1 protein-coding gene (running past one end of the window) is annotated in these 21,611 nt (G+C 54.9%); it reads left to right on the forward strand.

Going from position 1 to position 21,611, the window contains the following annotated elements; translation table 11 throughout:
• Positions 1 to 21,611: part of a hypothetical protein coding region (locus BR04_RS02700; RefSeq protein ID WP_496354440.1), annotated on the forward strand (this coding region is incomplete at both ends). The annotated region continues 8,989 nt past the right edge of the window; the window shows 21,611 of its 30,600 annotated nt.

The following is a 21,611-nucleotide window of genomic DNA, read 5'->3' on the forward strand; positions in this document are numbered from 1 at the left end:
TTTGAGCTGAAAAACGGCAGTTTTGCGGCGGGGATTGAAGGGCTTGCCGGTATCAGCGCCCAGGAAGTGATGGTTCAGTATACCAACGCCAGCACTGCGGTTGTGGCCGACACCCGTATCTCCGTTGTGGATATCGAGTACACCTTTGCGCAGGCCATAGCTGCCAATACCATCGGGTTCGGCGTAAAAGGTTTTGCCGCGAGTGTGTCTGATTTTGTGGGCATCAGTGGAGATATCGGATTCAAGAAACAGGGAACGGAAATCATTGCGGTGGGCAATGATGTGGCTGCTTTCCTTGATGCAGGTTCGGTTGCCGAAGTGCGTCTTGGCAGTGCGGATTTCGGTCTCATCGCAGGCAGTGGCAAAACGGGCTTTGAATTAAAGAACGGTACCTTTTCCGCAGAGCTTCTCAGTCTTGCCGGAGTTTCGGCACAGGATGTTTTTGTTCAGTACACCAACGCCAGTACCTCCATCCAGGCGGGAAGAACCATTGGGATCGGCAGCCTGACCTATACCTTTGCCGATGCCATCGGCCCCAATACCGTTGCCTTTGCTGTAAAAGGGTTCAAGGCGAGTGTTGCGGATTTTGTAAGCCTTGAGGGGGATCTGGGATTCAAAAAATCCAATACCCGGATTCTTGCCGTGGGCAACAGTGTTTCGGCCAGTCTTGATGCGGGAGATCTGGCTCATGTCCGCCTCACTGAAGCCTCCTTCGGTCTGGTTATTGATGGTGACAAGCTGGCCTTTGAACTGAGTGAAGGAAGTTTTTCCGCAGAAATCGCCTATCTGGCCGGAATCCGGTCGGACAGTGTTTTTGTCCAGTACACCAGCCCTGGCACGAATATTACCGCCAATACCCAGCTTTCCGTCGGGTCTGTGACCTATACCTTCAAGGAGGCCATCGCAGCCAACACCATCGCCTTTGCTGTGAGAGGCTTTGAGGCCAGTGTGGCGGACTTTGTGACCCTCCAGGGTGATCTTGGTTTCAGAAAAAGCGGAGAGAAAATTGTTGCTGTCGGCAGGAATATGGGAGCCTCCCTGGGGGTTGAAGGGGCTGTGGAGCTGGCCTTGGGCAATGCGGACTTTGGTCTTGTTCTGGATGGTGGGCAAATGGGCTTTGAACTCACCGGTGGTGAGCTGACGGCCTCCATAGCAGGTTTTGATCTGCTTCCCTTTGATGCTGTAGCCGTTCAGTTTACCAGCAGTGCCATGTCTTTTGCCAAGGATCAGCTTCTCAGTGTGGGGGGGGTGGACTACCGCTTCAGTCAGAACATTGTGGCCAGTACCACAGCTTTTGCCATTTTAGGATTCCATGTCAACGTGGCGGATTTTGTGTCGCTGAAGGGAGATTTTGCCTTTGGCAAGGTGGCAGATGAGATGTTCGCCATAGGCCAGAATGTTACCGCAGCTCTGGATGCGGGTCTGGCTTCCGTCAGCCTGAAGGAGGCGGATCTCGGCATTGTGTGGACGGCTGGCGGGTACGGTTTTGAAACGAAAAATGGCGTGTTTGAGGCGGACATTGAGTACCTTGCGGATGTTACGGCTTTGTCCACTCTCGTCCGCTATACCTATAATACTCCGGGGATTGCAAAAGACCGCACCCTGGGTCTGGGAGGGGTGAGCTACACCTTTGAAGACGGCCTTGCGGGATCGGCTTCAGCCATTGACTTTGCCTTTGATGTGAAGGGTCTGGAAGCGGATATCTTTGGCGTGCTGGATATATCCGGTGACATTGGGTTCTCAAAGGAAGGCAGCAGCCTGAAGGCATCGGGCCAGGATTTCAATCTCCTTTTCCATCTGGGGGATGCGGTGGAAGCCGGAATCCGCAATGCAGATTTCAATCTGAGTTTTGGCCAGCAGCTCAAGTTCGATGTCAAGGGGGATATGACCCTGAAGGCCTTTGATTTCATTGATCTTGAAATCGCTGTGGATCTCTCCCAGGAATTCTTCAATCTCACGTTGGACGACGGTTCCCAGGCCACCGTGGCCCTCATGACCTTTGCAGAGGAAAATATCAATTTCTTTGCGGGGGCGGAAGGTATTGGTTTTACCCTCGAAGAAGCCAGCTTTGGTCTGGGGGTGGCCGTACAGCTGACAGATCCCAGTCAGTACTGGATCAGTGCCAAGGCATCCACCAGCAAGGTGGGGTTTGTGGGGATCGATATTCTGGACGTGTCCGCAACGGACATGGATCTTGTCATCAATACAGCCTCCAGCAATGGCCGTTCCATTGATTATTCCACAGCACCCATGACCCTGACCCGGGGGCTTGGAGCCAAAATCGGGGAACTGGATGCGGGTTCCGGTGAGGAAACCAGCGTTGTCTTTGACATGAAGGGCGAGACTGTCCGTGTCAGCGGCGATCTGACCGTGAACCTTCTCAGCGTTGTGGCTGTGGAAGGCTTCTTTTCCTTTGAAAAATCCATCCAGACCGTGATGCTGGACAATGGTGTATCCACCGAGGTCAATGCGCTGACGTTTGTGGCCCAGGATGCCACGGCCTTTGTGGGGATTGGATACAAGACGGACTGGGAGCTGGGTTTCAAGGCAGAAGGTGTGGATTTTGGCCTGGGTGCTTTTGTGGATCGCAGTGATTCTACCCGGCAGTGGGCCATGATGCAGGCCGATGTGGCCCGTTTTGCCCTGAGTGGTATTCCGGGTGTGGATCTGTCGGCCAATGATCTTGCCATGAGTTATTACAAGCTTCCCACGGACAGGGTCGGTATCAATTTCAACGAAACGGACATTGATTTCGGTACGCTGGATCTTGATTTCAACCCTGGAAAACTGGGGGTGAATGCGGGAAGCATTTTCAATTTTGCGGCAGAGTTTGATGTGGACATCCTCGGGCTGGTGCAGACCAGGGATCAGTTTGAAATCACTCTGGAGTTTGACACCCTGGTACTGAGTGATGGCAGCATTGAGGATGTCACGTATTTCACCTTCGCCTATGCCGATCTGGATGTGTTCGCAGGGATTGGGGATACGGGTTTACAGATTGACGATATTGATATCGCCTTTGCTCTGGTGCTTAGTCCCTTCAGTCAGGAATACTGGATCAGCCTCAAGGGAACATCGAATTTTGCCGGTATTGTGGGCATGCCGCTTCTGGATCTTTCCGCCCAGAAGGTGGAACTCCTTATCAATACGGCGGATTCCAGAGGAAGAGTGATTGATTATGCGGCCAAGCCCCTGGAAATTCCCACTGGCATTGGTGGTAATGTGGGAGGGATTGGCGGCAGTATCGGCGGCGACGGCAGCACCCTCACCCTGGATATTGACGGATCTTTTGGAGAAGTGATCCGTATAGATCTGTTCCAGGCGAATTTTTCCATTGAAAATTTTGTTTTCCTGCGCGGGGACATGAGTTTTGCCCTTGGCAAGGAAACAGGTGTGAAGCTGGGTGGACTGCCCGTTGGACATGCGGGAAATCTGGACGGCTTTACCTTTGAGACCATGGCCTTTACCGCTTCGGGCGTGAATGCCTATGTGGGGATTGGTACGCCCTATTTTGGTGAGGGAGACGCAGATGGCTCCATCGGCCTGTATGCGGCCGGGGTGGATTTCGCCTACATGGGCTACAAGAACGATGATTACGATATCAAGGCCATGAAGCTGGATATCGCCCAGGCGGGATTCGTAGGGCTGGATCCCATGCTGACCGCTACCCTCCGGGAAATCAGCGTGGGCATGAACAAGGCCGGCAAGGCTGGGGACGGAACCTGGATTGATTTCCAGAGTACCTACGGTGTGGCGGGCAAGGAGATGAAGACCCTCGGTGAATCCGTCTATCTGGATCTGGATCGCCGCATTGAGATTGCCGCACGGGTGGCGGATGCCCAGATTTCCGTGGCTGAATTCCTTCACCTTGAAGGCTCTCTGGCCTTCAGCAAGGGGGAGACCAGGCAGCTTGTCCGGGTGGAGACGGGGATTCTCTCCAACCTTGGAATCGATGCCCTGTACCATGATGTGGATATCCTGACCGTGGGGGGAGCCAATCTGCGGGGATTTGCCGGGATCGGGGGCATGGATGATCCCGACCGTATCGGCCTTGCCATTGAGAACGTGGATTTCGGTATGGCCCTGATGACGGCCAGTGGTTTTGGCGGTTTCCGCATTCAGGGTATGGAAAAGAGTTTCCCCAAATATATTACGGCTCATGCCACCGTAGGATTTGCCGGGCTTGTGGGCATGGATCCGATTCTTGATGCCAGACTTGAAAATATAGAAGTGAATATCAACACCGGTCTGATCCCCGGTCTGGCCAAGGCGGCCCTTGTGCTGCCCATGCCCTACATTGATCTTACCCAGACATCTTCCGGTCTGGCAGCGATTACGGAAAGCATGGGCATTGAGATTCCGGACATTCCTTCTCTGCCACCCATTCCCGGTCTGGATGCAGGGGGGGTTTTTGAAACCATCGGTAAAATTCAGGGAGTTCTGGATCAGCTTCAGGAAGCGGGAAGTGGTACGCCCACCTTTGGTGCCAACGGGCTTTTTGTGGACACGGGCAATGATGACAAACCCATTTATCTCACCTTTGATGAGGATATTGTTCAGGCCAAGGTGGAATATTTCCATGGGGATCTTGCGGGCATCATGCAGGTGGCAGGTTCCATGGCCTTTACCAAGAAGGGCGGCGAGGAAGTCACCCTCTCCAATGAAGATACCCGCACCGTGACCTCCCTTGCCGTGGGCATGAGCAATGTTTACGGCTTTGTGGGGATCGGCGGATACTGGGGAGAAAACGCCCAGGGCCGCATTGACGGTTCCGTGAAAGACAGCAGTGCCTTTGGTCTGGCCGTGGAAAACATGAATGTGGGTGTTGTTTTCATGCTGGATACGGATTTCAGCAATCCAGCAGCCTATGCGGCGGTTTATGCGGATCTCAGCAAAGCGGGTGTGGTGGGTGTGAACGGGGTGACCATGGAAGCCCGGGACGTGGAGCTGAACCTTAACCAGGCCTTGAGCGGCGACATGGCTGTGGTGGATTTCAGCAAATCCACCCATGAAAAGCCGGATGGTACAACAGGTACCGGTTACTGGGTAGAGACCGGGAATCCTGATACCCCTGTCATTCTCACTTATGATGAACGCCTGATCCGGGTACAGGGCGAGGCGGATTTTGATCTTTTTGGTCTGGCCACACTGGACGGGGCCTTTGAAGTCAAGCTCACGGATGAGGAATTTACCCTTTTTGTGGATGCTTCGGCCAGTATCGGCGGTTTTCTGGAGGGCAATGCCCAGGCCTTGCTGGTGGTAAACGGGGATGGGGTTGCCGCACGTTTTGCGCTTTCGGAAGTGGAGTTGGATCTTGGGCCTGTAGAACTGGAAATCACCACCCTGGAACTGATTCTCAACGCAACGGGCAAAGTGATTGTTTATGATGTGCCCCAAGAGTTTCAGGACAGTCGGGGTCTGCCCCCCACCCTTGAAATCAGCAATATTCCGCCCAACAAGCAGGAAGAGACGGCCTTCTACCTTGCCCTTTCCGGGCAGGGACGCCTCAATCTCATGGGGATTCTTGAACTCCATGGTGGTTTCAGCATTCTTCTCAGCGATGAACTGACGGAGATGAACCTGAACATGACCCTGGATCTGCCCATTCTGGAACCCCTTTCTGCCACAGGTACCCTGGGGCTGGTCACCGGAGCGGATGCCGGGCTTTATGGCAGTCTTCAGATCGGAGCACCGGGCGGTTCCACCATTCTTGATGCCGGTCTTCTTGAAATCGGCGGCAGCTTCCTGCTTCAGATCAATACCACGGGTTCCGGTCGTCAGGTTAATGCTTTGAAACTGGATGAAGCAGGGCAGGTTGTTCCGGGTGAAGTGGAGCAGATTACCCTGGATCCCACCATGCTGCGCCTGTCCGGAAGTGCCTATGTGAATCTTCCCGCCGGTCTTTCCATGGATGGCGCCATGGATCTCCTGATCAATGCGGAAGGGCTTCAGGCCGAACTGGACATGACCATGAACCTTGGCATGTTTGGCGGGCTGAGGGTGAGCGGTGCTGCGGCCATTCTCGATACGGCGGAGGGGGCTGTTTTTGCCATGCGGGCCGAGATGGGAGTGGCCCTGGGATTGGGGATCGCCAATATCAGCGGTTCCGCCGTTCTTAAGATCAATACCAGCAATACAACTGAATATGCCGGAGTGGCTGCGGGTACGACCTTTGCTCTGGACATTAAGGGCTCTCTTAAGGTTCTTGCCTTCGATATTGATTTTGAAGGCGGCATGGAGCTTGTCAACAATGTCTTTACCTTGAGCATTGACAAGGCCAAGCTGGACTTTTTCGGTTTCTTAAGCGTGGATGTCAGCGGATACTTCAACTCCAAGGGCGAGTGGCGGATTTCCGGGGATATCAATTTCGGGCTGGACTTCAAGATTATCGGGGTGGATTTCGGTATGTCCCTGACCCTGGGACACGATATCCTCCGTATCGCCGTGCATGGCGGTGTCTGGGTGAAGCTGGATCTGGGACTCTTTAAAATCAGTAAAACCCTGGCAGGCTTTGCCGGAGAAATTGAACTGACCGATGTCAGTGCCCTCCTTGATGTGCGGGTAACGGTGGTGGGGATTTCCGTTGGGTTCAGCAAACTCTGGAAACTTGGCCCCGATCCTGTGATTTCCAGCCAGGTGGGGGATACCCTTTATCTGCACATGGGGGATGAGTCCGGTCGTTATGGGGCATCCCGCTATGATGACATCGTCAATGAATCCTACTTCCTCGAAGCGGTTCCTGAAGGTGATGGCTTCAAGTCTGGCAGTGTGGTGGTGAATGCTCTGGGATTCAACAATACCTACCATGGGGTGAAAAAGATCGTTGCCAATACGGGAAGCGGAAACGATTTCATCCATGTGGGTGACGGCATTGATGCCCAGCTTCTGATCAACGCTGATCCAAATAAACCGGCTTCGGGGAGCAATATCATCAATGCCCTGGGTGGGGCTTCCGGCAGCATCATCCGGGGAGGCTCCGGCAGTGATACCTTTTATGGCGGCAAGACCAGTGGCGTGAAGTTTTATGGACTTGCCGGTAATGATACCTATATCGGCGGTGACGGCTCCTCCATCATTGACATGGGATCCGGTAATAACAGCATTTCCGTGGCAGGTGGCCGGGATGTGATCACGGTAGCGGATTCCAACAAGACGGTGATCACCCTGAGTACGGGGCACCAGACCGTGAATGCCCACAATGTGAATGCCTTAGAAATCTACAATGCCCAGAATGACACCCTGAATCTCACCGAAATCCAGCATGCGGTCATTGAACTGAAGAGTGGTGAAAACACCATCAACACGGATTGGGTGGGCAGCATGACGGTCAGGGGCGGCAGCGGGCAGGATCGCCTCCTCTTTGCACCGGTGGCCACGACCCAGGCCCTCCATCTGGGAAATCATTCCCTTACCTATCTGAACCGGAGTCTTGGTTTTGACAGCCAGCTGGATTTTATTCAGATTACAGATACTTCGGCGACCACGGTTCTGACCGGTGGTACGGGTATGAACTGGGGCCGCACGGATCTTCATCTGACAAGCTCCGGTGTGCTGGATCTCAACCTTGTGACACTGATTGCCGCAGATGCCCATTTCAATATCCAGGCCAAGGGTATCCATGGAGAAGTGAAAACCGATCTTGGGGCCTTGACCCTGGTAAACCTCAGCTCCGATGCGGCTTTCCGGGATATTGTTCTGCGGGAAAAGGATTCTCTCACTCTGCTGCAGGGAGACCGTGCCCAGGGTGCGCTTTACGCCGAGCATGGACGGATTGATGTGGAACTGGCGGCCCGTCATGCCAATCTGGTGCTGGAATCCGGTGTGATCCGGGCCGGAGCTGGACAGGACATCACCATTTTGGCTGATGACATGGATTTCAATTCCGGAGCCAGCAAGGTTCAGGGAACCGGCAGGCTTTTCGTGCAGACCACCCATCTGGAGCAGAATTACCGCATTGGTGGGGCAGGGCAGTCCATTTACGGGAACGATTTTACCTTAGGCCCGGACAATGGTTTCCTGGATTTCTCCATGAAGGATCTGGAGGCTCTGGCCCAAGGCTTTACCCGTATGGATTTTGGCCGTGAAGCCGAGCTGGATGCGAAAACTGGTCTGATGCTGATCGGTGATGTTAAAAACGATGCCAGACCCGCCTATGCCTACGATGCCATCCTGAAAGACACGGCCTTTTTCCATGCCCGTCGTCTCAATATTGTGGGAGATGTGCGTTCGGAAAAGGATGTCCGTTTCCATGCACGCCTCATTGAGGTGATGGCCACCAATATCAATGATCCCTTTGGCTCCCCTGATGCGGGAGTCATTGCGCCTCAGATTTATTTTGTTGCCGATGAACAGATGCTTGTCACAGGGCGGCTCATTGCCGATACCCTGCTGGACATAGCCGTTCTTAACAGTACCGGCCAGGATGTGATGGTCAGTTATGGAGCTGAACCCAACAGCCTGACCGCCGATGTGGGCAGCACCCTGATCACCAACCAGGACAATGCCGAAATCAAGGTTCGTACTTCCGGATCCATCATTGTGGCCTCCGGATTTGAGGCCGGTGGTTTCACCTCCCATATTGATATTGCCAGTACCTCCGGCGGCATTGTTGTGCTGGAAGGGGCCGTGATCGCCGCCCGCCAGCAGGGGAGCTCCATTACCCTGGATGCGCAGAACTATCTGCATCTGAATTCCGGCAGTGCGGTGACGGGCGGTGCCCGATTTGAATATGAAGGATCCACCCCCATCCCCATCAAGGTGGGTGAGAATGTGGATATCCATCTGTCCTCAACGGGAGAAATCCGTCTGGATGGTTCCGTGACCGCCTCCGGTGATATTCATATCACCGCCACTGCATCCAACGGTGATAATGCGGATTATTTTGACACCCTGCCCGGCAAGGTGCAGGCATTTACCGCCACAGAGCTGGATGCCATTCGCGAAGCTCTGAACCAGGGGCAGGTACATGCGTCTCTGCTGGCCCTTTTTGATGGTACTCCGGCCCTCACCCTGAACAAGGAAGGGGCTTTGAGTGTGGTATCCGTGGCGAGCTATGTTCCTTTCGCTGCCTTAGACAAAGCCACCCAGAATGCCATTGCCGAGGGTCTTGGCTATCAGGTGCTTGCCCATGACAGCTTCTATTACAACCCCGATCTGCCGGTATCCGGACAGATCCGTGAAACCATCAGCGTGGGGCTGCCCTACGACAAAACCGCTTATACTTTCCACAGTGGTGCGGTCTTCTATAATCCGGCCACAGGGGATCTGACGACGGGGTTCACCCAGGGGCCACGGGTGGATTATTCCAACAGTGAAATCACCTGGGGGGATGCGGGTACTCCCGCATCCAACGCCAGTTTTGAAAGCCTGACAAGGGCTCAGAAAGACAAGGTCGCCCAGCACTTAGGCTATGAATTTGATGCCTTGCTCGGAACGGAAGAGCAGGAAGGGCTGTATGTCAATTTCAGTGCTGCATCCGGTTACAAGGTTGTAGAAGGTTTTGTGCAGGGGCCGCGTGCGGATTATCAGAACAGCAATATCTACTGGGCCGAAGCCGGTACACCAGCGGATGGGGCCAGTTTTGCTTCCCTTAGCCAGACCCAGCAGGCCATTGTTGCCCGTGCCCTTGGCTATGACACGTATTTTGACGGTGCCTGGTACAACCCCGCAGCCCCCAGTGACATGCGCCTTGTGGAAGTCTTCGGGACAGAGCCTGTGGATTATGTGATCCGCCCCTACGAGTGGGGCGGTACCTATGCGCCGGATGAAGAGGCCGCATTTGAGGCGCTTACCCTTGCCCAGCGTCAACTGGTGCTCGATTCTCTTGAGTATGAGGTCTATGAAGGGGGCATTTTCTATAACCCCGATGCGGAAGAAGGTCAGGAATTTAAAACGACGTTCACCGCTTCGGATTACAGTCTGGATGATTATTGGGATGCAGATGCCGATGATCGTCCGCTGGCAGACCTGGCGTTTGATGAATGGACTTTAGCCCAGCAGCAGGTGGTTCTGGAGGATCTTGGATATCGTCTCTATGAAGGTGTGGTTTATCATAAGGCCGATGCCATTGAACCTTTCAAACTCAGCTTTGAGCAGGGAACAGAGGGTGATTACCGCAACAGCCTCATCCAGTGGAGCCGACTGGAAATCCCCGAAGCGGGTACGGATTTTGATGAACTGGAGTCCCTGCAACAGATTACCATTCTCCGTTCCACGGGGTATGAGGCCTATAATGGCCAGTATTTCTACAAGCCTGACGCCGTATCCGGCAAACAGCTGGTCAACAGCTTCATTCAGGGAGTGGATTACCAGAACAGCGGTCTGGATCTGGGCGATGCCACGGCCAGCACCCGCTGGGTTTTACAGGATAGCGACGGCAACCGCTATGTGATCTATGCCAACGACATGTCCGGTAATGGTCAGATCGACCGTTTTGAGGTTCAGACCCCGCATCCGCTCTTTGGTCAGCGGGGCTTTGGAACACTCATCACCGGCACCATCACCTCCCTCAAGGACAACGCCGACATCCTTATCTCCGGCGGTGGGCAGGATATGCTTTTACGTGGCAACATCCTGCTTCTGGGGGAAAATGCCGACCTCACCGTTCATTCCGACCGCTGGGTCTATTGGGAAGGTCGGGCCGAGGTTACAGGCAACCTGACCGTGCTTGGTGGTTACAGTCTGAATGGACAGAATGTAAACGGTGTCAATGACAGTGCCGGACATCCCCTTGAAGGCATCAGTCTTTTTATTCACGATACGTCAACCCTCAGTACCAGCGGAGCAGGCACCCATATCGTCCTCAAGGGAGGACAGGATATGGAGGTTCTGGGCCGGGTCGTGGCCGGTGGCAGCATTGGTGAGCAGGGGATTGTCTGGGCGGGTGAGGGTTCCACTGTCCTGATTGAAGCAGGGCAGCGCATCCGTGTGGACAGTGCTGTGGCCGCAGCCCAAGCTGTGGTGCTGCGCACCACCCAGGTTCCTGGAGCGGGAGATGGGAATATCGGGGTGGATCTTACCGGTGTGGCCGGTCTTTCCGTGGCAGGCCTTACGGATACCCAAGGACTCGTTCAGATCGAAAGTATTGGAGATGTCCGCATTGTTGGCCGCATTCTTTCCGGCGGTACCGTTACCCAGACCCTTGATGATGCTGGAAACCTGCTGGCCGAGGATATCAGCTGGTCGGGGAAAGATGCTTTTGTTCAGATTGCAAGCGGGGGCCAGATTTACCTTGGCGGCATCGTTACCAACCCGTTTGGTGAAACCTTTGAACGCGGTGGCCTGATTCGTTCCCATAACGACGTGGAACTGTTTGGCGGAGAAAGCACCGAAGGCATTGGCATCAAGCTGCCTGCGGCCTCCGTGATTTCGGTGCATGACCGGGATGGTCGCATCCGGGTACAGGGGCTGGGGGATGCGGAAATTTACGGCCTTCTCATTGCCGGTGGTGAGCTGACCGAACACCGGGACAGCGAAGGCGAATATCTGGGGCAGACCGTCACCACCTTCGGTGGCAGCTCCACCATTGATATTATCGCCAATGGGCAGGTTCGTATCAGTCGTAAGCTGGAGGCCGGAGCAGCCGTTAATGTTCGTGGCGGTATCGGGCTTCCGGAGGGTGATTTTCCGGATTACGGTGTTGTGATTGGCGGCACCACACAAATCAGAACCTGGCTTCCCAACAGTGAGATTACCCTGAGTGCTATCGGGGATACCCGTATTTTTGCCCCGGCCTGGACCCATGAAATCCTGGCCGATGGTTTTGCCGAGTTCGGTAGTGGCCGGATCAGCGCGGATGTGGCCCTTAATCTCACCATTGATCTGGGTACCCACAAGGTTCAGGGTACGGTCTCTCTGGCCGCTCAGGACACAAATGATCTGGACGGGCTCTTCGGCCTGGCCATGGCCCTGCAGCAGGCCTTTGATACCACGGAATTCACCGTGATCGAGTCTTTGACGGGAAATCCGCCCCAAAACAGCACGGTAACCCTGGACAGCAGCGATCTGGAGTTCGGCCTTTCAGATGGTCGCTTCTTCCTTACCAGCAACAACGGCATTACCCTGAATCAGAACGGATCTTCTGGCCTGGATCGCCTGGGGTTCAGCACCGTTCAGCCCATTCAGTCCATCCGTACCTATACCCTGGATGCCCCGGAAGAGGGCAGTGTCATCAATCTGGGCAACCGGAGCCAGCTCAGCGGTGGTCTGACCATCGGGGGCAAGCTGCGTGCCCACAGTGGTATTAACCTGCTCAGCAGCAGTGCATCCAGTGGATACGAAAACTTTGATCTTACCCCCACCGGTGTACTGGAAACCCTTTCCGGCAGTATTGCGCTCAATCCCGGTAACAATGGCGTACTTACCGGTGAAATCATTGCCAGGGGCGACAATGCCACCATTACGGTCTTTGCCAAAGACAGTCTGGAACTCAAAGGCAAGCTGACCGCGCAAAGCGGTATCAGCATTCAGGCCGGTACGGAGCTGAAAGAGGGCACCTGGAGTCTCTACACCCACCAGACCAGCCGTCTTGCTACCCTGGATGCGGATTCTCAGATCCTCCTCCGTGGCTTCAACGATGTGATCATTGACAGCACCATCGGCAAGGATGGCCCGGATTCGGCAGAAGTGCTGGATGTAGGTCTCATTGATATCCGTTCCGTATCCGGTGATCTGCATCTGACCCGTGAGGGGGGCTGGATTGAAACCGGGGGACAGCTTTATCTGTCGGGTTACAATACCGCCATTGAAGGGGTGATCCGCAGTACCCGTGCCACCCCTGCCACCAACGATTACGAGATCCAGATTCATGCCGTAAACGATATGAAGTTCCAGGGAGATCTCAATCTTAAAGGATCTCTGCGTCTGGTGGCGGGTGCCAATATGGATATCACCAGTACCCGTCTTCTGGCGGATCAGGCCGGTGAGCGTCTCCTGATTCAGGCGGGGGGAGATCTTCGGATGGGCAGTTTTGATCCCGTTGCCGGAGAAGTCAGTACGGATGCGGTGGTTCTGGCGGCGGATCAGTCTCTGGTGATTCAGGCCCAGGGCAGCCTGACCATGGCATCGGATGTTTCCGCCTTTGTTGCTGCTGAAAATGGCCTTTTGCGCGTGGAAGCGGATCAGGCCGTGATCATTGGCAGTCTGAGGGCCGGGGAGCGTTTCTTTGCCGAGGCACCCGGTTATGAGGCGGCTGGAGACAATGCCGACTTACAGATCATGACCGCCCGGGGACTGATCCTCGGCGGTCTTGGGCTGGACGGGAGCCATCAGCTGGTGTCCACAGGAGCCCTTCTTCAGGCCTCCGGCAATGTTCTGATCCGTACGGGAACCCATAGCGATGGGACGGGACTTTCCCTGAACCGGCAGAGCAGCATCACTTCAAAGGCCGCATCGGTTTTGATGCAGTCTGAAGGCAGTATTCATCTTTACGGTATCCTTCAGGCACAGGGGGCACAGGGCATCATTGGGGTGACCACCTCCGGTCAGGTGCTGGCGGACGGCTTCATGGATGCGGGGCAGGCCATTTACATCACGGCAGGAACCCATACCAGCCGGGCGGGCATCATTGTCAATGATCTGGTCTGGAATGAGGAGGAAACTCACGTACTCTCCGGTGGTCGTCTGAGTACGGCTATCGGTGGCGAAATTTCCCTTACGGCCATTGATGCCGTCTTTGTCAAAGGCATCGTCGGTCAATCCGATGTGGTGGGGGAGACCCTTTCCCCCCGCACCCGGAATATTTTCTTAGGCTCTGCCTCTTCTGCGGTGACCCTCAGTGGTCAGGTAGATGCTTCCACCAGCGTACGGGTCGAAGGGGTGCAGGTCAATGTGACCCAGAATGCCCGGGTTTTTGCCCTTGGCGTAGGAGCGGAAATCCGTCTTCTGGCCAAAGACAGCCTGTTGGTACAGCATGCCGCCACGGAAGGGGCGCAGGCGGGGCAGGTAAAGGCCACGGAATTTGTCCATCTCTATGCCCCGACCCTGAGAATCAGCGGGGTGGTCAACAATACCAGCGCCACGGGCAGGGTGCTTCTGAGCAGCGGTGCTCTGATGCAGATCACCGGGGCTGTGGCCTCGGAAGGTGGCCTGGATCTTCAGGCCGGGGTTCGCTCTGCCTGGGATCTGGAAAAGATCGAAAATGCTGTCACCCTGAATGAGCTGAGCGCAGGGGATCTGCGTCTCACGGGTCAGGGAACCCTTCGGGCAGAAGGTGAAGCGAATCTGCTGGTGGGCGGTAATGTTCAGGTGATTTCGGATACGGAAATCGGAGCCCTGGTGGATGTGTACATTCCGGTGATTCAGACCTTCACCCGTGAGGTGCAGGTGGTGACGGGGTACCAGCGTGTGGCTCTGGGCCAGATTCAGGTTCCGGTGATCACCTATGAGGAAAGCCTGATCAGCAAGCAGGTGGGAACCAAACAGGATGTGATCGGCAAGTACAACTACCGCATGGATGTGACCCTGGAGCAGGTGGGCTACTACAATCCCAATGCACCGGAAGGAAAGAAATTTGTCGAAGTTCTGATTGAAGGTGTGCACTACCTGAATGCTCCCAAGGCTGGGAGTAACCTGCCTGAGGTGAACTGGGCCAAGGCGGGGAACGATCAGTTCCCGGATCGTACGGCGGAGGCGGTCAGCGGCAATTACAAAGATACGGCGAATTACCGAACCTTTAATCAGCTCAACGATGCCCAGAAACAGGCTGTGCTCAACGCCACAGGTTACAAGCCCCTCTTTGATTTCCAGTACAGCGCCAACGGGCAGGTGGGTAAGGTTATCAGGGAACAGGTCATTAACGGTACCCCGACCAACCCCATTGTGGATCCGGATTGGAAAGATAACCAGAAGTTCATCTATCTCATTGATATCGCAGGCTGGAGCGACAAGTTTATTATCATGCCCGAAGGGGCCAATCTCGATATTCTGCGGGTGGTCAGCCAGGGTGAGGCCCGTTTCCTGACCGGCAGCAGCACTTTAAACGGTCTCAATGACGGAAGCTGGGTGAGTGCCGGAGACGCTGGTGTGGAATATGTGCATACCAGTGGTGCTAAGGTTGCCAGTTTTACATATGGTACCAATTATCACGGTAAAAGCTGGAACAACGATACCCTTCCCTGGGCAAGCTATGGTGTGAGCAAACCCACCAGTACCACCTTTGCAGATTTAAGTTTTGCCCAGCGTGAGGCCGTTGCCCGTTATCTGGATTACACCAAGCAGTACAGTGCCACCATGGGAGAACTGGTGGGCCGTTACACGGATAAGGCCAAGGTGGATTATATTCAGGATCAGGCCCGTCTGACGGCAGGCAATTTTTATGGCGGCGATTCTTCTTATGCATTCGTAAGGAAAACCCTCGATTCCTTTGATGACCCCAGCGGGCATCCTACCATCACCAATGGAAGTGTCGGCTGGTATGGATGGGATAATCTGAACATTAACGCTACCTACCGCCCGGCTCCCTATACTGTGACTACTGATGGAGATGGCGGTCGCTGGGCGGTATCCTATGTCAATGGCACGGGGGTTCGCACATTCAACCTTGCCAATACCCTGGCCGAAGCGGGGCAGAGCGGACATCTCACCCTGACCATGGCCTACGACCCTTACTGGAGCTGGTCGGGAAGTGCTTTGGGTGAAAATACGGTTCTGAACACTTATACCACAGGCTATCAGTGGACGGGCTCGGGTAACAGTCTGCAAGTGGCTGCGGGTTCCTTTGGTGGTACGGCCCTGGCCTTTGATGCGGTAAAAAATCAGCTTCCCGGAGATAGTGTTATTTTTCCGGGCGGCAGGCCGGTAAAATATGACGATATAACAATGAACATTTTTGGTAGTGATGTTATTTTGCAACAAGGGGGGGAATTCAACCCCGATAACAAGCCGCTGACCCCCAAGGAGCGGGCCACCAATGTCTTGCTGGCCACAGCCGATTATGCTTCGGCCCTGCAGACGGATACCCGTGTTTTCACCTTTGACCGTATTCTGGCAGAAACCGAAAAAACCGCTGGAACGGTTACTTACACTGGCTGGGATTATTTTATGACCAGCTGGATGCACGATGATAACACTTACAAGTCTCCGGCTTATCCCCGTTGGAACTGGACTTCATGGAATACCCATGTGGGTAAAGGTACCAGTGCTCAGGGGAAAGATTACAATGGTCAGCACAAGGACAGCGAAGGCGGAAATTTCCAGGTGATGGATATCTGGCATCGGGGTCCCTGGCATGAAAACAAGTATGGTACCTTTGCCCATGGGGCGACTTATCCGGATTACCGGTTTAAAGGCTCTTATAACGGCAAGTGGTACCATGCAATTTTTGTTGAGAAAAAATTCGAGCAAACCCACACCCTGAAGGAAACCTATTACGACCTGCGTTTCAACTGGGAGTCGGAGTGGAAGCCCATCTATGACACCCGGATCAAGCTCAATTATGAACTGGTGACCCAGTCCCAGGATATTCTGGGTCGGGTGCCTGTGTATGAGACGGTGAAGACCCAGGTGGAGGTGGTACAGCAGCAGAACCAGACCGTATGGGGCGAAGCGCCGGTGTATGGAACCCGTCTTGAGACCTTTGAGGAGCGGGTGCTGGTTGCGGCAGGTCAGCAGCAGAGCAGTGCGTTCAGTACAGATTCCATTCATGCGGGTATCCTGAATCTTAGCGTGCGGGGCGATGCCACCCTCAGCGGAAAGCTGGGATCCGAAACGACTCTGAACATCCTTGCCAACAATCTTACGGTGGCAGGAGTGGTCAAGCAGGGGGCGGATCTGGCAGCGTCTTCATCCATTACAGCAGGAACCATACTGACGGTTCAGGCCAATCAGCAGCTTACCCTCACCCCATCCGCCAGTCTGACTTCAGGCGGGCAAAGTGCCCTGAACCTGAAAGCGGGTACCACTCTGCGTCTTGCCGGAACGGTGACGGCGGGTACGGAAGCCGTGCTGCGCTCCGGTGGTGACATGGATCTGCGCGGCAAGGTGACCGCAAAGGATTCCATCCTTGCCAGCGCCGGGGACAGCACCATGGCCAATATCCGTTCCGGTTCCATCCTTGGGGATGTGTATGCCGATTTACAGGTAACAGAAGAGGACGGCAGCATTACCCTTACCGCAGGCGCACTGCGTGGCAATGTCCACATGGACAAATCCCACATCAGCGCAGAAAGCGGCAGTGTTACGCTGAAGGCTGTGGAAGGCAGTGTGTATCATAACAGCGGCGGCTGGATCCATGCGGATACCGTGTCTCTGGAGGCGGCAGCATCCATTGATGCCAATATTGATGCCGCAAGCCTTTTTGCTGATGTGACCCGTGCGGGTAACATGCAGATCCTCAACCGTTCCGCGTCCCTGGATCTGGTGGATGTGAAGGTGAAGGATGGCTTCATCAACATCATTGCCATGGAAAACCTGAAAGCCACAAAGGTTCAGGCCTTGGGCGACAGTGACCGAAACGATATCGTCCTTCATGCCTACGGTGAAAACGCCGTGCTGGAGCTTTTGAATGTCAGCAGTGCCGACCGTGGGGATGTCCAGCTCTATTCCACCGGAACGGTTATCCACGAAAGTGGTGTACAGAAGGCTGACGAACTGGAAGTCTATGCCTTTGGTGCTGTCACCCTGCGTACCGATGTGCGGCATCTTTATCTGCAAACCCATGAGACCGGTGATGCCATCATCACTCAGCAGACTGACCGTACCCTGAATCTGGCAGCGGTCGAGGTCGTTGACGGGGTTATTAGTGTCACGGCTGCCCTGGGGGATCTGGTGGCTACCGATGTGCGCAGTCTGGCCAATTCGGAAACAAAGGGAATCAGCCTGACGGCCACACTGGGCGACATCCGTGTCGGCCATGTTAATGCCGGGGCTTTTGCCGCTACCGAAGAAGAGCGGGCTGGCCTGGTAGATATTGGTCGCACAATTCATCTTAAAGATGTTGTTGCAGCTGCTGAGACACAATACACACTGACCATTGGCTCGGATGTGTTTACCCTGACGTATGTACCGGATGTCGTCGGCTCGGCGACACGGGCAGAGCTGGCCAGAAAGCTGGCCGAGCTGGTCGATGCACATGCTTCGTATCAGGCATCAGCCAGCGGTGACCTCATCACGATCAGTCGGGGGGCAGGCAGTGCGAACATTGAGTTCAGTACCACAGCACTTGGTGCTGGTACGGTGCTTATCAATGCTGCTGCAACAGAGGGTACTCTGACGTCGAAGGGCAATGTGACCCTGAGTGCTGTCAGTGGAAACATCATGGGTGTGGCTACTGAACGAGCCGTCAATCTTGTGGCGAATACCCTGACGGCTGCCGCATCGAGTGGCATTACGAACCTTGACGTTGCACTTAACAGGCTGACCAACGTCACGACTGAGAGCGGTGACATCAGCATCACGGATTGTGACGGGCTTGGCGAACGAAGTTCTGGTTTGACTGTCGGCATCGTCAGCACCAGCAAGAGCGGCGGAGCCACCGTGACCCTTCAGTCTGAAAATACCCTTCGGCTGGAGGAGACTTCCAAAATTACCGGTGACATTATCCGGTTGGTCAGTGAGACCGGCAATGTCATCCTGCCCCAGCCCACTGCGGGAGACAGTCTGGATTACAGCTACGGCATTGGCTTCAGTGCCGAGCAGGGCAGTCTCGATCTCTATCGCTTCTTTAATGCCACAGGTCTCATTGAATACCGGGCGGGTGTGGCCTTCCAATTCGGGGCCGAGCGTTCGCCCAATATTCCCACCGATACCCTTGCAGCCGATACCATCATCCTCCAGACCGGCGGGGTGCTGAGTATCAACGGCAGCCTGACCGCAAAAGACCATCTGGAACTGGTGTCCGGAGCCAATGTGCTGGTGGGGGGCCAGATTTTGGCAGCAGGGAATGCCCCCGGCGGCAAGATCGGTAAACTTGTCATTAAGGCCACCGGAGACAATCCGGTACGCAGTGCCATTGCCCTCAATGCGGATGCTTCCATCGTGAGTGCCGCTTCTGCCGGTATCAATGATCTTCGTACCATCAACCTTGGCAGTGTTCCCGTTCGGGTGGGGGATTCCTATGGTGTAATTCTGGTTAATGGCGGCAACCGTGCCGACGTGGTGCATATCGCCCAGAGCGGGGACACTGCAGTAACCATTGCCCAGTCTCTGGCAGCCAGAATTCATGCTCTGGCGGCCTACACCGCCAGTACCAGCGGTTCAGAAGTGCGGATTACCGCTGGTGCCGGAACCCATGACATCACCTTCTTTGTCACCGAAACCCGTGCTTCCGGTTTTGTCGAGGTGAACACTGAAGCCTTGCCAGTGCATAAGTTTGATATCCGCGCAAAACAGGATATCAACATCACCGTCACCCAGGCGGATCTGGTGCTTGATGGCTTTATCGGTGGACTGACCGGTTTTAATCCGGCGCAGGATATCCGCATAGATGTCCAGGGTAACAAGGATCTGCGGGTACTCGGTGGTATTGTCAACGCCACAGATGACATGACCCTTACGGCAAGGAATCTTGTCACCGAGGGTGCGGCGGTTTTCCTGGCGGATACTTTGTCCATCACCACCACAGGCTCCATCCAGGCCAATACCCGGGTGAACGAACTGTATGCCCGCTCCACGGTATCCGGGAATATTCTGATCAACGAGGCCACAAATCTCCATGTTCGCGATGTGGTGGCCCAGGATGGTTCCGTCACCATTGGTACCGGCGGCGACCAGCATGTCCACAATGTTCTCGTCATGGTGGATAAGGCCGGGAATGATATTCAGCTTAACGCCAGTCAAAACATGTACATCGACTACGCCGAGGCCGGAGTGCTAGCCGGAGCCCAGAAGGCCCACAGCCGGGTGATTGTCGATGCCATGGGCAGCATTTACGAGATGGCGCCTTATGACAATGCACGGGTGGATCTCTACGGTTATGAAGTTATCATCCGCGGCACAACAGCGGCAGCGCTTACCCAGCTGACCAATCCCAGTATTGTGGGCGTTGATCAGGGGCTGGAGGTGATCAGCACCAGGACAGGTGGTGGTGTGACCCAGGATGCCCAGTCCCACCTGACCAATGACAATCCCACCTTTACTGCAGCCGCCAGTGTGCAGGCCACGGTGGTGGAACTGACGGCTCCGGGAGTGGATGCCTATCAGGAGCAGACCATTACCTTCAGCACACAGAACAGCCACCATCTGGCGGATCGGATTGTGGTAACCGTGGGAGGGGATACCTTTACCGTAAATGTTGGGGATACGGTGAATGGTGCCGTGGTTGCAAAGAGCCTTGACAGTATCCTGAATGCTCTTGCTTACCTGCTGGAGGCGGACAGTCGGATCGTCAGTGCTGAAGTCCATCCCTATGAACCTGTACTGACCCTTACCGCAGCCCAGCCGAACACGGCAATGGGTTCTATCACCGTTTCTGCATCCCGTGAGGTGTCGGAGACGGTTACCAGAGATGCGGTAGCGGATACCTATGAAGTCCCGGTGCAAGCTGCGGGAACGGATGCCACGGAAGTCCGTAGCCTTGAGTTTGTTCAGCAACTGTATGCGCCGGTCAGTGATGTGGGGGAAACAGCCAATTCCCTGCGTACCATCAATCTGGCTGGTCTCACCGTTGAGGGAGTCAAGGTCTATAGCCTGAGTTTTTATGCAGGCTCGGACAGCATTGAAGTCTCCTATACAGCGCAGGCAGGGGACGATGCGGCGGCAGTGGCGGCAGGTCTGGCCGCAGTGCTGGAGGCTCGTGACGAATTCACTGCGGCAGTGGATGGCGGAATCAATACCCGTATCAATATCACCACAGGCGCAGGCCTGATGCTGATTGATACCCCCCAGCTGACTCAGTTTGCCGTACCGGAGGCTGGTTTCACCTACACCCTGACCCTGGAGGGAATTTCCTATTCTCTGAGCCAGGGTGAGAACCTCTTGCTGGAGGCGAATGGGCTGGAAGGCAAGACCATCGGGTTGCGGGCTTCGGTGGTGAAGGCCCTTGATGCTGCGGTGACAATCAGTGCAAAGGCTGCAGAGCCTTTAGCTACCGATGCGCGAACCATTAATTTGGCTGCTTTGAATCCAGGGGTTCTTTTTGAAGAAGGGGTTGCCTACAGCGTTACCTATACCCTGGCTCTTACGGACGTACTTTCTGTTACCTTTGTGACGGATGAAACTGCAACGCAAGCAGATATTGCTGCAGGGATCGCTGCAGCGATACATTCAGAAGACAACTACGAAGCCAGTGCCGATGGAACGGTCATTACCATTACTACGGGTGCGGGAACGGCAGACTTTAAGCTTACCGTAGGGAGGACTCCAGCTGGTGGGGATCCAGCAGAACCGGTGGATCTTAGCGGGGAGATGGCCATCAATCCCATTGGAGACGATGTCCCAAGAACCATCAGTATTACGGAACTGAGTCTGAATGATCGTTTCCAGGATGACGGGACGTACACGGTCACCCTGGCAGAAGGCGTTGCAGTAACTTATACCCCGGCAGAAGGGACAGAGCTTACTATTGAGGGCATCGTTTCGGAGCTGGCTCTTCTGATTGATGCCATGGCGGATTATTCTGCCAGTGCTGCGGATGGGGTAATCACCCTTGGGGGTGCGGGACTCTCAGAGACGCTGGC

It is taken from the genome of Desulfobotulus sapovorans DSM 2055, from assembly GCF_059569355.1.